This is a genomic window from Cobetia sp. cqz5-12, assembly GCF_016495405.1.
In the GTDB taxonomy this organism is placed as follows: domain Bacteria; phylum Pseudomonadota; class Gammaproteobacteria; order Pseudomonadales; family Halomonadaceae; genus Cobetia.
In genome coordinates, this window is sequence record NZ_CP044522.1 from 3,190,170 (window position 1) to 3,203,658 (window position 13,489).

The window sequence follows — 13,489 nt, forward strand, 5'->3', positions numbered from 1 at the left end:
CCTCCTGAACCATCGAGGTAGCTCGAGATGATCCCCGAAAGTCTGCGCGCACTGATCGCCGACACCGCTGACCAACGCACTGTCGAATGGCAGGGCCGCTCGCTGTTGATCCTCAACCAGGAGTGGGGCGAGCTGGTGGTCTGCCACCAGGGGGCTCAGGTGTTGCACTATCAGCCAACGGGCGATTCTCCCTGGCTGTGGGTGACGGAAACGCCCGCCGCCCAGCCGGGCAGCATTCGTGGCGGCATTCCGCTGTGCTGGCCCTGGTTCGCAGATGAATACCCCGAAGGCGAAAGCGAACTGCATGGCCCCGCTCGCAAGGCCGACTGGCGCATCGATGCGGTGGACGAGGAAGAGGAAGGCGTCGAGATCCATGCCTCGCCGGTCTCAGCGCTGCATGCCGCCCTCTCTCCTCGCGTGGTGATCTTTGCCAGCCGCCGCTTCCTCAAGGTCGAGCTGATCACGGAAAACCGTGGCGACGCCCCGATCAAGATGACCGGCGCGCTGCATACCTACTTCGCAGTGCCGAATGCCTTCGAGTGTCGTGTCACCGGTCTGGCCGGCGCCAGTTATCTGGACAAGCGCCAGGACTTCTCGCGCTTCGACCAGCAGGGCGAACTGGGCATACGCGGCCCGCTGGACCGCATCTACCAGACCAGCCAGGTTCAGGTGCTCGAAGACGGCAAGCGTCAGCTGCGTATCGCCAAGCAGGGTTCTGACTCCACGGTGGTCTGGCACCCGGGAGACGCGCCGCCGGCCGACACCAGCGTCGAGAATGCACGCGGCTTCCTGTGTGTCGAGACCGCCTGCACGCGCCTCGATCCGGTCTGGCTGCCGCCGGGCGCTCAGCACCTGCTGGCTCAGCACATCTCACTGCTGAGCGGTGATGAGACGAGCGGCGAGTGAATGACAACCGGCCACGCGGCTCAAGGCGTGGCCCGCACCTTGCGCACCTTGTTGACCAACCGAGAGCGCTCAGCGCCTGAATCGTGTCATCGACACGACTCCCGGCTGACAGTGACTCTCGCCTCGCCTGCAAGCGTGCGTCGGGCCGCCACAGAATGCGACCCGCCCCGATGAACTTCAACAACCCATACGATGGACACTTCCATGCTGCAATTGACCCGTAGTGTTTCCTGGCAGGCGCTGACCCGGCTGGGCGAGGTGACCCGCAACGACCGCATCCGCGATTACTTCGCGGCGGATCCCAAGCGCTTCGAGAAGATGAGCCTGCGCGTCGGCGGCCTGTTCCTCGACTACTCCAAGCACCACATCTCCGATGAGGTGATGGAGGCGCTGGTCGAACTGGCTGAGCACTCTGCACTCGTTCAACGTCGCGCGCAGATGTTCTCCGGCGACATCATCAACGTCACCGAGAATCGCCCGGTGCTGCACACCGCACTGCGCAGCCAGACCAACACGCCGGTCATCGTCGATGGCAAGGACGTGATGCCGGAAATCCACAAGACGCGTGAGCAGATCCGCGCCTTCTCGGAAGCCGTGCGCAGCGGTGAATGGAAAGGCTTCGACGGCCAGCGGATTCGCGACGTGGTCAACATCGGCATCGGCGGCTCTGATCTGGGCCCCAACATGGCCTGCCGTGCGCTGCTCAAGCATCGCCACCCGGAAATCAATTTCCACTTCGTCTCCAACGTCGATGGCAACCACATCCAGAAGGTGCTCAAGCGCCTGGATCCGGCCACCACGCTGTTCATCGTCTCCACCAAGACCTTCTCCACCCAGGAAACCCTGCTCAACGCCAAGACGGCGCGCCGCTGGTTCCTGGAGCACGCCGGTCAGGATGCCGACGTCGGCGCCCACTTCGTCGCGGCCTCCACCAACCGCAAGGCGGCCAAGGAATTCGGCATTCGCGAAGAGAACGTCTTCGAATTCTGGGCCTGGGTTGGCGGTCGTTATTCCATGTGGTCTTCCATCGGCCTGCCCATTGCCCTGTCCATCGGCTATGAAGGCTTCATGGAGCTGCTGGAAGGCGCCCATGAGATGGACCAGCACTTCATCAATGCCCCGATGGCCGAGAACATGCCGGTCCTGATGGCGCTGATCGGCATCTGGTACATCAACTTCATGGGTGCCGAGACCCAGGCCATCGTGCCCTACGATCAGGCCCTGCATCAGCTGCCTGCCTTCCTGCAGCAGCTGGACATGGAATCCAACGGCAAGTCAGTCGACATCTTCGGCCGCCCGGTGGACTACAAGACCGGCCCGATCGTCTGGGGCGAGACCGGCTCCAACGGTCAGCATGCCTTCTTCCAGCTGCTGCACCAGGGCACTCGCTACGTGCCCATCGACTTCATCGCTTCGCTGAAGCCGGAGCCGGGCACCGAAGAGCACCACTTCGCGCTGATCACCAACATGCTGGCGCAGGCCAACGCCTTCATGGAAGGCAGCCAGGATGGCAGCAACCTCGATCCGCACTACAATTGCCCGGGCAACCGCCCGTCGAGCACCCTGCTGCTGGATGAGATGACCCCGCGCAACCTCGGCGCACTGATCGCCCTCTACGAGCACAAGGTCTTCGTGCAGGGCGTGATCTGGAACATCAACTCCTTCGACCAGTGGGGCGTGCAGCTCGGCAAGCGCATCGCCGGGGAAATCAGCGCGCGTATCGATACCGACGTGAAGGCCTTCGATCCGTCCACCCAGGGTCTGCTGGCACTGGTCCGCGAGCACTTCCCTGCCGGTGGCGCCACCCAGGCGGATGACAGCAACGACAAGCCGGGCAAGAAAGCCAAAGGCTCCACGACGACCACTCGCAAGGAAACCTCCTCCTGATGACTCCGGTAATCGCGTTCGGCGAAGCGCTCGTCGACATGCTCTCCAACAAGCTCGGCGGCCAGGCCGTCGAGCAGGAAACCTTCACGCCCTACGCGGGCGGCGCACCGGCCAACGTCGCGGTGGCCTGTGCCCGCCTCGGCCTGCCGAGCCACTTCGTCGGCATGCTGGGTCAGGACAGCTTCGGCGACTTCCTGCACGACGAGCTGAGCGCCCATGGCGTGCAGATGGATCACGTCAAGCGCACCAGCCAGGCGCGCACCGCGCTCGCCTTCGTGTCTCGCGATGAAGAGGGTGAACGCCGCTTCGACTTCTATCGTCCGCCGGCCGCTGACCTGCTGTTCCGTCCGGAGCACGCCGGACCTGAGCTGTTCGCGACTCCCGCCATCTTCCACCTGTGCAGCAACAGCCTGACCGACGCCGGCATCGCGGACACCAGCTTCGTGCTGGCGTCTCGCGCACGTGCCGCAGGCTCTCTGGTCAGCGTGGATGCCAATCTGCGTCACAACCTGTGGCCGAACCAGCAGGTCGATGTGACCCTGGTCACGCGTCTGCTGGACAACGCCGACATCCTCAAGCTGTCCCAGGAAGAGGTCGAGGCCCTGACCGGCAGCCAGCCGCAGACCGACTGGCTCGAAGCGCGCCTGAAGGCCGGTGTGCGCCTGATCGTGCTTACCGATGGTCCGGGCGTGATTCGCGCCCTGGTGCGCAAGCAGAGCGGCGACATCGAGACCGTCAGCATCACGCCGCCCAAGGTCAAGGCGGTCGATACCACGGCCGGTGGCGATGCCTTCATCGGCGGCTTCCTGTCAGCCCTCAGCGAAGCCGGCATCCATGCCGACAACCTGAGCGACTGGTGCGAAGACGAGAGCCATCTCAACGCCGCACTAGAGCGTGCTGCGTCCTGCGGCGCCTTCGCCGTGACTCGCCCGGGTGCCTATGCCGCACTGCCCAAGCGTGAAGATCTCGACGCCATGAAATGATGGCCGGACAATAACGCCGACGAACAACAGACCAGCGTTATCATTTTCCCGGAAAGCACATGATAAAAGCCCCTTTGATCATCAGATCAAAGGGGCTTTTTGGTGATCATGTCTCTCATGCTTGAACACTGACCACCCTCCCTTCATCTGACAGAAAGTCAGTCATCGCAGAAGAGACAGACGTAAAAAAGCCGGCCCCGAGGGACCGGCTTTCGTTAGCTTGCTAGACGATTGAAGACGTCTTAGAAGCCGTAGTAGATGCCGACTGCAGCGCCGTCACCAGCATCGCCAGAACGGTCGTACTGGGCGTATTCGATGTAGGTGTACATCGCGGAAGAGATGTTGTAAGTCACACCCAGGTTGAATTCGTTGAAGCTGTCGTCGCCGCCATTGTCAGCAGCCAGGTCAGAGCCATCTTCTGCATCGACGTACTGGTAGCCGCCGTAGACGTCGCCCATGCCGTAGCCGTAACGCGCACCGATACCGTAGTAGTCGACATCAGCGTTGTCAGCATCGGCAGCGAAGCGCTCGGCTTTCACAGCAACGCGCAGTGCATCAACGGTGTACTGAGCGGTCAGACCATACTGCTCACCGATATCACCCTGGCTTGCACCAGTACCGTCATCTACGCCGTCGAACTGGCCCAGATCGTCATACACGGCAGCGATGGAGAAACCACCGACAGTGTACTTACCACCGGCATAGAAGGATGCCTGGTTGGAATCGGTGACGTTCTCGTCTTCACCGTCGCCTTCGAAGTTGGAACCGACGGCGAACTGCATGCCACCCATGACCGGAGACATGTACTGCAGCTTGTTGCCTTCACGAACCGAGCTGTCGCCAGAAATGTTACCGCTGGAGTCAGTCAGATCGAAGTATTCGTTGTTGGAGATCGGATCCTGGATCCAGTCGTCCATCAGCTGATCCCAGGAACCGATACGCGCGTCACCGAAGGAACCCTTGGCACCGACGTAGGACTGGTCGCCATCGTTCAGGCCATTACCGCCGCCTTTGGATTCGTCAGCGTCATATTCCCACTCGGCCTTGAAGTAACCAACGATATCGTCGTTGATCTTGTGCTCGCCCTTGGCACCGAAGGTAGAACCGTTGTCACCCAGCTCGCTTTCCGGGTCACCGCCGAGCTGGTCGACATAAGAGTATGCCAGCTGAACGTTACCGTAGATGTCCAGCTTGGTACCGTCCTGGTTGTAGACAGTAGCAGCGGAAGCAGAAGTAGCAGCCAGGGCAGCAGCGCCGGCGATGGCAGTAGCCAGAAGTGTCTTTTTCATCGCGATAGTTCCTTAACTAGCGTTAACTGTTCGATCGTGTCTGCCGGTGGCAGTGACCAAGGTTCCGGGCGCTTGATGACGCCTCTAAAACTCTGTGGCCTAGTTATTATCCAATGCTCGCAGGGAAACCATATACCGGGCTTTCAGGATGTGCAACAGAAAAAAACACTGTTTTCGATCACCACTCCTGAACCTATCCATCGGTCGGTTGTCTGGCGTGAGCATACTCTAGGGCTCAAGAATGAAGGATTCATGACAACCATGCGTCTTGACGCGGTTTCCTGCGTCATCGCGCGCAACGCTTAGCGTTAATCTCGGATTCATTGTGGAAAAACCTCGCTTGCGACAAAAGTCGCAGAACAAAACCCCGTCAACTGCTGTGCTTGTCTGATGCCAAGTTGTGGTTTCCTCTCAGCTTTATCTTCATGAAAGGCACCGTCCCTGTGCCAATGATTCATTCATGAGTCTGCTATCAAGATCAGTCATCAAGCTCAATGATCAAGCCCTGTCATCAAGCCCTGTCATCACACATTGTTCAGTGGACAGTGATCCTCAACTGCTCAACCAGTTGGGCAGGAACAGCGAGATGGATGGTACGTAGGTGATCAACACCAGGAACAGCAGCAACAGCGACAGCCACGGCAGTGCTGCCCGAATGACCCAGGTCATCGGCTTGCCGGTGATTCCCGCCGTCACGAAGAGGTTCAGCCCCACCGGAGGCGTCAGCATGCCGATTTCCATGTTGACCACCATGATGATGCCGAGATGGATCGGATCGATCCCCAGCTGCGTCGCGATAGGGAAGAGGATCGGCGCCATGATCAGCAGGATGGCCGAAGGCTCCATGAAATTGCCCGCCGCCAGCAACAGCAGATTCATCACGATCAAGAAGCCCCACGCCGGCAGCCCCCAGCCGATGATGGTTTCGGCGATGGTGTGCGGAATGCGCTCCGTGGTCAGGACATGCGCAAACAGCATCGCGTTGGCGATGATGAACAGCAGCATCATCGAGACGCGCGCACCATCCAGCACCACCTTCTTGACCTCCTGATCGGTGAAGGAGCCCAGGAGACCGGCAGGTACCTGCCACAGCGCGCGCAACCCCGCACTCCCCCAGGCTTCGTTGCCCTTGCGCCACGGCACGTTCTTCAAGGGGCCCATGTCGCGATAGCCGACCACGGCGATGAACCAGGCATACACCGTGGCCACGGCCGCGGCTTCAGTGGGACTGGCCACGCCGCCATAGATCGAGCCCAGCACGATGAAGATCAACATCAGACCGCCCATGGCGATCAGGCCGGAGCGCGCAAGCACCCGCATGCCGGGAAAAGGCTGTGCCGGCAACTTCTTGATCCGCGCCGCGATATAGATGGCGACCATCAGAATACCGCCCATCAGTAGGCCCGGTATCAGGCCGGCCATGAACATCTTGGCCGCCGAGACTTCCGTGGCGGCGGAATACACCAGCATCACGATGGACGGCGGAATCAGGATGCCCAGTGTCCCGGCATTGGTGATCACGCCCGCCGCGAAGGATTCGGTATACCCCTGGCGCACCATGCCCGCGATCACGATGGAGCCGATTGCCGCCACCGTGGCCGGAGAAGAGCCGGATACAGCGGCAAACAGCATGCACGCCAATACGGAGGCCATCGCCAGCCCACCGCGCACGTGGCCGATGGCATCGGTGGCGAAGGTGATCAGGCGACGTGCCACGCCACCGGTCGAGAGGAAGGTGCTGGAGAGAATGAAGAACGGGATCGCCAGCAGAGTGTAGTGATGCGACAGCGCCTCAAACAGCTTGATCGCCACCGACCCCAGTGAGTCATTGGAAAACAGCAGGATCGTGGTGACGCTGGAGAAGCCCAGCGCAAAGGCGATCGGCATGCCGAGAAAGATGCCGCCGAACAGCAGCGCAAACAAAGTGGCTATGGTCATCGTGGTGTTCCCTGATCACTGTCACGGCCAACATCACCGCTGTCTCGGCCACCCGGCGCCTCCGTCTGCACCAGATGCATGCTGTCCTCGCCTTCGTCATGAAAACCGAAGCCACTGGCATCGCCACGAATCACCTTCCAGCCCAGCACCGCAAAGCGCAGCATCAGCAGCAACATGGCAATGGGCAGAATGGTGAGGGCGTACCACTTGGGAATCGCGATGTCCTCAAGCTCGATGCCTATCATCTTCATCAGCGAGAGATATTCATAACTACCGACCAGCAGCATCACGCAGTACGCCATGCAGATCGCCAGCGCCAGCAAGGTCGCCACGCGCTGCCATAACATCGGCAGCATCTTGACCACGACGTCCACGCCGATGTGCGCGCCCTGCTTGACCCCCCAGGACACGCCGATCAGCACGAACCAGCCCGCCAGATACAGCGTGGCCTCCTGTGACCAGCTGATGCCGGTATTGAAGACGAAGCGCAACACCACCTCGACGAAGACCAGCAGCACCATCGCTACCAGCAGCAGCGAAAACAGTGTCTCTTCCGCCTTGTAAAGCCATCGTAGTGCCATGGCAAGAATCCTCATGTCGCTCAAGGACACTTGCCCCACGCGAGCTCACCGATGTCCTGGCGCTCAAGATGGGGCAAGCGATGGATGGCCTGGTGGCTTACTGGTTGGAAGCTTCCGCGGCGTCGACGATGTCCTGACCGATGTCGTCGGCAAACTCGCCCCATACCGGCTTCATGGCGTCGACCCACTGCTGACGCTGGGCATCGTCAAGCGTGATGATCTCGCTCTGACCGGAATCGATGATGGCCTGCTTGGCCTCCATGTTCTTGGCTTCGGAGAGCTGGTTGCCGTAGACGATGGCCTCATCGAGCGCCGACTTGACCTCGCCACGTACATCATCCGGCAGGCCATTCCAGAAGCGCGCCGAGGACACCACCATGTAATCCAGCACGCCGTGGTTGGATTCGGTGATATACGGCTGCACCTCGAAGAACTTCTGGGAGTAGATGTTGGAGTAGGTGTTCTCCTGGCCGTCGATGGCCTTGGTCTGCAGCAGGATGAAGACCTCGGAGAACGGCTTCTTCAGCGAGACGGCATCCACCGCGTCAAACTGGGCCTCGAGCACATCGGAGGTCATGATGCGGAATTTCTTGCCGTCGGCATCCTCCGGTGTCTTGAGCGGCGATGACGCGGACAGCTGCTTCATGCCGTTATGCAGATAACCGAGCCCCACCAACCCCTTGGATTCCAGCGACGTCAGCAATGACTGGCCCGTCTCGCTGCTCTGGAAGCGTTCGACGGCGCCCATGTCCTTGAACAGGAAGGGCAGATCGAAGACCTGCAGCTGATCGGTATATTTCTGGAACTTGGACAGTGACGGTGCCGCCAGCTGCACATCGCCCAGCAGCATGGCTTCCAGCACCTTGTCGTCACCGTACAGCTGCGAACTGGGGTAGAGCTCGACTTCCACCTTGTCGCCCAGACGCTCCTCTACCAGCTGCTGGAATTTCTTGCCCATCTGGCCCTTGGGGGTGTTTTCGGCTACCACGTAAGAGAACTTGATGGTGATCGGGTCGGCCATGGCCGTCGCTGAGGCAAACAGGATGGCAGCACTCAGAGCGGTCAGGGCTGGCTTGATAAGGCGCATGGCGAATCCTCTTGAATTGCGGATATTGTTGATCTTGTAAGGCATTCGATATCCCGTCTGCGCGACTCCAACATGAAGCCGCGCAGAGGTGTGGCGCGAGCAGGGATAGCCGAGACACTGCGAGCATTGCGCCACAGCCGCCAGATAGACAAGACAATCCAGACAATTCAATGAGTTGCAGACGAACAAGTCGCGCAACACTCTCACACAAGTGAGCCGAATTCCGCCGGCGCTGGCAGTTTATGAGGGAGCTGTGCGGATTTCCGCCCACCAACGACAAGGCCCCTGTGCGGGAATCCGCACAGGGGCCTTGTCTGTTAGCACCGATCATTGTCGACCGAGCGTCTTCCTCAGCTGTCACACCACCTGCCAGAACATTCTCAGGGACGGTACTCAGGGACGGTGCTCAAGGACTGTGTTCAGGGACGATGCTTGGTCATCAGCTCGCTGAGCTTGTGGCTGATGCGCTGATCGGTTGCCTGCTCTTCTCGCGCCTTCTGCTGGCGCGTCAGCTCATCAAGCTGCTGACGAGCATGACGTGCCTCATCTTCCGTCACGGCACCCACCGACTGACCCGAGAGGTCCACGCGTTGCGTGCCCGCCCGTACCGCCTTCAGATATCGCGGTAGATGGACATAACCCGCCAGCGCGCGCCGCACCAGCTTGTCATCCCAGGGCTCGTTTTCCAGCAGCTCGATATGGATGCCGATCTTCAACGGCCGGGTGTGACCCTTGAAGAAGGTATCCGGGTAGCGCTTGTACCACTGCTTGAGCAGCGCATGGGGAGATGGCGCCGCCTCAGGCTGAGAAGCCTGCTGTGCTTGCGGGGCCACGCCCTGATCGGCCTCACTCGGCTGATGCGCTTCCGGCTCCTGCGGTACCTGAGCTTGCGGCGTCTGAGCCCCGGACGAGTCGGCAGCCGACGCTGACTGGGTGGCAGCTACCGGCTGACTCACGTTCAGGCGCTCTGAGGCCAGGCGTTCTGCCTGAGCTTCCTGCTGCGCTGCCAGCCCCGCCTCCGCCTCCGCATTCGCATTCGTGGAGGGGGGCGGCGCAGAAGCCTGCTCAACCTGCTCAGCCAGTTCGCGCAATTGCGCATCTCGCGCCAGCAACGCCTCATTCACCGCGCTCAACTGCGCCTGCTGCTCCTGCAGGGTCTGGCGCGCCGCCGCGAGTTGCTCAGCGAGCTGCTCACGCTCACGACGCTCCGCGGCCAGTGCACGCTCGGCTTCTGCGAGGGCACGCTGATGCGCATCGGCATCTGCCGTGGCAGCAGACGTCGCCTGCTGCTCCAGCTGGGCCAGCGCATCGCGCAGGCGGGCATTTTCCGACTCCAGGGCCGCACGGGCCTGGCGCTCTCCGTCACGCTGCTGTCGCTGTGTGTCGGCTTCATGTTCAAGCGCAGAATACAGCGCTTCGAGGCGATCCATCGTCAAGGCCTGAGCCTCCCTTGCACGCTATGGGCAGTTCCGTTTGGCACCAGTCTGTGTCAGTACCTGCTGACTGTAAAGGTCACGCCGGCCAGCCGGTGGCTCAGACGTCGCGGCGCTCGAAGCGCACGAAGTCATAGGCCGGCAGGCCCTCACCACTCTCCCCCGGGACACGCTGCGCTTCCTGCCAGCTCGCATCCAGTGCCGGAAAATGGGCATCGCCCTCGATCTCGACCGCAACCTCGGTGAGATAGAGACGCGTCGCCACCGGCAGCGCCTGGGCGTAGATCTGACCGCCACCGATCACCATGATCTCATCCACGCCTTCGATCATCGCGTGGTGGTCCGCCATGCTCAGCGCGGCGGCCAGGTCACTGCAGACCCGCACGCCATCGTGACGGAACTCGCTGTCACGCGTGACCACGATGTTGAGGCGATTGGGCAGCGGCCTGCCGATGGAGGCGAAGGTCTTGCGCCCCATGATCACCGGCTTGCCCTGGGTGACATGCTTGAAGAACTTCAGGTCTTCCGGCAGATACCACGGCAACTGGTTGTCGACGCCGATCACACGGTTGACCGACATGGCGGCAATCATCGCGACGGGCACGACGGTGTCAGCCGCCGCCGTCAGCGGGGAAAATTCATTATCGCTCATACAGCTACCTGCGCCTTGATATGCGGATGGGCTTCATAACCTTCGATGGCAATGTCATCGAAGGTGAAGTCGAACAGATCCGTGACTTGCGGATTCAACACCAGTCGTGGCAGCGCCAGCGGCTCACGCGTCAACTGCTCACGCGCCTGCTCGAGATGATTGCTGTAAAGGTGGGCATCGCCGAGGGTATGGATGAACTCGCCCGGCTTGAGGCCACACACCTGCGCGACCATCTGGGTCAGCAGTGCATAGCTTGCGATGTTGAACGGCACGCCGAGGAAGATGTCCGCGCTGCGCTGATAGAGCTGGCAGGACAGACGACCATCGGCGACGTAGAACTGGAACAGTGCATGACAGGGCGGCAGCGCCATCTCGTCCACCAGCGCCGGGTTCCAGGCCGAGACCATCAGACGGCGCGAATCCGGGTTGGTCTTGATCTGCTCGATCAGGTTGCTGATCTGGTCGACGGAACCGCCTTGCGGGTTCGGCCAGCTGCGCCACTGGTAACCGTATACCGGCCCGAGGTCGCCATTCTCATCGGCCCACTCATCCCAGATACGCACGCCATTTTCCTTCAGGTAGGCGATGTTGGTATCGCCCTTCAGGAACCACAGCAGCTCGTGGATGATCGAGCGCAGGTGCAGCTTCTTGGTCGTGACCAGCGGAAAGCCTTCGGCCAGATCAAATCGCATCTGGTGGCCGAAGACACTCAGGGTGCCGGTGCCGGTGCGATCGCCCTTTTGTGTGCCGTTTTCCAGCACATGGCGCATCAGGTCTAGATAGGGTTGCATGGTGGCGAGTCCGTACGGCGTGTCAGAGGCTGGCGCAGCGAGCGGAGCCGTGGATCGCCCTGCGCCAGCCTCTTCATGAATTCGAATCGTTCAATCGACGATATTTGACGCTGCCAGATACGCAAGAACGCGGCCCGATGGCCGCGTTCTTGCGTATCTGGCAGGGGGGCCAGTTTACACCGAATGCCCCCTGTATTCACGCCTGCTTTGCCACCTCAGGAAGCCCGAGGCACCGGCGGCTGCGCCACTTCCTGACCGCGCGACCAGGCCATCAACAGCAGCCCGAACAGCACCATCGGCAGCGACAGCAGCTGGCCCATGGTCAGCCAGTCAAAGGCGATGAAGCCGAGCTGGGAATCCGGCTGACGGAAGAATTCGGTGATGAACCGGAAGCCACCGTAGCAGAGCAGGAACAGGCCGGAGATCAAGCCCTTCTGACGCGGTTCGCGCGAGACGAACCACAGGATAGCGAACAGCGCGACGCCTTCCAGTGCAAACTGATAGAGCTGCGAGGGATGACGCGGTTCCGGCCCGTAGAGCGGATAGACCATGCCCCAGGAGACATCAGTGATGCGACCCGGCAGCTCCTGATTGATGAAGTTGCCCAAGCGCCCCGCACCGAGGCCGATCGGCACCATCGGCGCGATGAAATCGGTCAGCTGGAAGAAGGTCAGCTGATGACGACGTGCGAACATCAGCATCGCGATCAACACGCCCAACAGGCCGCCATGGAAGCTCATGCCGCCATCCCAGACCTTGAAGATCCACACCGGATCCGCCAGCAGCTTGTCGAAGCCGTAGAAGATCGCGTACCCCAGGCGGCCACCCAGCACCACACCCAGGGCACCGAAGAAGATCAGGTCGCCCACCGCGTCCTGACTCAGGCCGACACGTGCGCGACGTGCTCGCGCCAGCCCCCAGGCCGCCGCGAAACCGATCACGTACATCAACCCGTACCAGTGAATCTTGAAGGGCCCCAGCGCCAGCGCCACGGGGTCGATCTCAGGATATTGCAACATGTGAAAACCTTGAATGAGGAAGTCGGGCTCTACCAACGTACTGGGCGATGCAGTCATCGCCTCTCAGGCGGGCAGAGCATAACAGTCAAAGCATGAACACGACCTGCCTGAGGCAGCGTATTCCCGCTCACGCCAGCAGAAACCGCAGTCCGACGATGACCAGAATCAGCGCGAACAGGCGCTTGAGCAGCAGGGCCGGCAAGGCATGCGCCAGCCGCGCCCCGAGGCGCGCGAAGGGCACCGACACCAGCACGATGCCCAGCCACGCTACCCAGTGGACATAGCCGATGGCGTGCTCCGGTAGATTGGGGGCATGCCAGCCGACCACGATGTTGGTCAGTGCGGCGGTCAGCGCGATGGGAAAGCCTGCCGCGGCCGCAGTCCCCACCGCTTCAGTCATGCGAGCCTGCCAGCTGGAGAGCATCGGCACCATCACCGTGCCGCCACCGATGCCGAACAGCGAGGAAATCACGCCGACGGTACTGCCGCCCACGAACTGACCGACCCGCCCGGGGGCCTGGGCCATCTGGCCCACCTTGAGGTCCAGCCCGAGCTTTGCCGCCACCAGCAGCACGAAGACGCCGAACGCCAGCTTGAGCGTCTCGCCGCTCAGCTCACTGGCCAGCACCACGCCGAGCCCGGTGCCGACCACCAGCCCGGGCAACAGACGCTTGAGCCAGTCGAGGCGCACCGCACCGCGCTCATGATGCGCCCGCGCCGACGACAGCGAGGTCACCACGATGGTGGCCAGCGAGGTGCCGATCGCCAGATGCATCAACACCTCCGGCGCGACGCCTTGCAGCACGAAGGCCGCGGCCAGCACCGGCACGATGACCAGACCGCCGCCTATCCCGAACAACCCCGCAATCATGCCGGCGACTGCGCCCAACAGGGGATACCACCACCACATACCCGACTCCTCT

12 protein-coding genes are annotated in these 13,489 nt (G+C 61.5%); 3 read left to right on the forward strand and 9 right to left on the reverse strand.

Annotated elements, in window-relative coordinates:
- The first annotated feature begins 27 nt into the window (after positions 1-27).
- The 3 genes from F8A90_RS13365 (at position 28) to F8A90_RS13375 (ending at position 3,776) form a co-directional block, all read left to right on the forward strand.
- Positions 28-906: a D-hexose-6-phosphate mutarotase gene (locus F8A90_RS13365; RefSeq protein ID WP_200017440.1), complete on the forward strand. Its 879-nt coding sequence runs from the start codon at positions 28-30 to the stop codon at positions 904-906.
- A 204-nt stretch (positions 907-1,110) separates the two neighbouring features.
- Complete coding sequence (gene pgi, locus F8A90_RS13370) at positions 1,111-2,793, forward strand: glucose-6-phosphate isomerase (RefSeq protein ID WP_054555572.1); 1,683 nt, start codon at positions 1,111-1,113, stop codon at positions 2,791-2,793.
- Positions 2,793-3,776, forward strand: a complete 984-nt coding sequence (locus F8A90_RS13375) for a carbohydrate kinase family protein (protein ID WP_200017441.1) — start codon at positions 2,793-2,795, stop codon at positions 3,774-3,776. Before pgi ends, F8A90_RS13375 begins: the two co-directional genes overlap by 1 nt.
- Positions 3,777-4,018: 242 nt before the next feature.
- On the opposite strand, the gene F8A90_RS13380 is transcribed toward F8A90_RS13375, so the two are convergent.
- The 9 genes from F8A90_RS13380 to F8A90_RS13420 form a co-directional block, all read right to left on the reverse strand.
- Positions 4,019-5,065 (reverse strand): porin, encoded by a 1,047-nt coding sequence (locus F8A90_RS13380; protein ID WP_166018862.1) that lies wholly within the window; start codon positions 5,063-5,065, stop codon positions 4,019-4,021.
- Between the two features lie 552 nt (positions 5,066-5,617).
- Positions 5,618-7,003: a TRAP transporter large permease gene (locus F8A90_RS13385; RefSeq protein WP_200017442.1), complete on the reverse strand. Its 1,386-nt coding sequence runs from the start codon at positions 7,001-7,003 to the stop codon at positions 5,618-5,620.
- Positions 7,000-7,584: a TRAP transporter small permease gene (locus F8A90_RS13390; RefSeq protein WP_200017443.1), complete on the reverse strand. Its 585-nt coding sequence runs from the start codon at positions 7,582-7,584 to the stop codon at positions 7,000-7,002. The genes F8A90_RS13385 and F8A90_RS13390 overlap by 4 nt, the downstream gene beginning before the upstream one ends.
- Positions 7,585-7,681: 97 nt before the next feature.
- Positions 7,682-8,671, reverse strand: coding sequence for a TRAP transporter substrate-binding protein (locus F8A90_RS13395; protein WP_200017444.1), 990 nt, complete (start codon positions 8,669-8,671; stop codon positions 7,682-7,684).
- 419 nt (positions 8,672-9,090) lie between these two features.
- Positions 9,091-10,101, reverse strand: coding sequence for a ProQ/FINO family protein (locus tag F8A90_RS13400; protein WP_200020040.1), 1,011 nt, complete (start codon positions 10,099-10,101; stop codon positions 9,091-9,093).
- 103 nt (positions 10,102-10,204) lie between these two features.
- The gene (locus F8A90_RS13405) at positions 10,205-10,756 is read right to left on the reverse strand and encodes a dihydrofolate reductase (protein WP_200017445.1); all 552 of its coding nucleotides are present in this window, start codon (positions 10,754-10,756) and stop codon (positions 10,205-10,207) included.
- Entirely contained in the window at positions 10,753-11,547 is a 795-nt protein-coding gene (locus F8A90_RS13410; RefSeq protein WP_200017446.1) for a thymidylate synthase, read from the reverse strand. The genes F8A90_RS13405 and F8A90_RS13410 overlap by 4 nt, the downstream gene beginning before the upstream one ends.
- 215 nt (positions 11,548-11,762) lie before the next feature.
- The gene (gene lgt, locus F8A90_RS13415; RefSeq protein ID WP_200017447.1) at positions 11,763-12,566 is read right to left on the reverse strand and encodes a prolipoprotein diacylglyceryl transferase; all 804 of its coding nucleotides are present in this window, start codon (positions 12,564-12,566) and stop codon (positions 11,763-11,765) included.
- Between the two features lie 127 nt (positions 12,567-12,693).
- A complete protein-coding gene (locus F8A90_RS13420) occupies positions 12,694-13,476 on the reverse strand; it encodes a sulfite exporter TauE/SafE family protein (RefSeq protein ID WP_043331430.1) in 783 nt (260 codons plus the stop codon).
- Between the last annotated feature and the right edge of the window lie 13 nt (positions 13,477-13,489).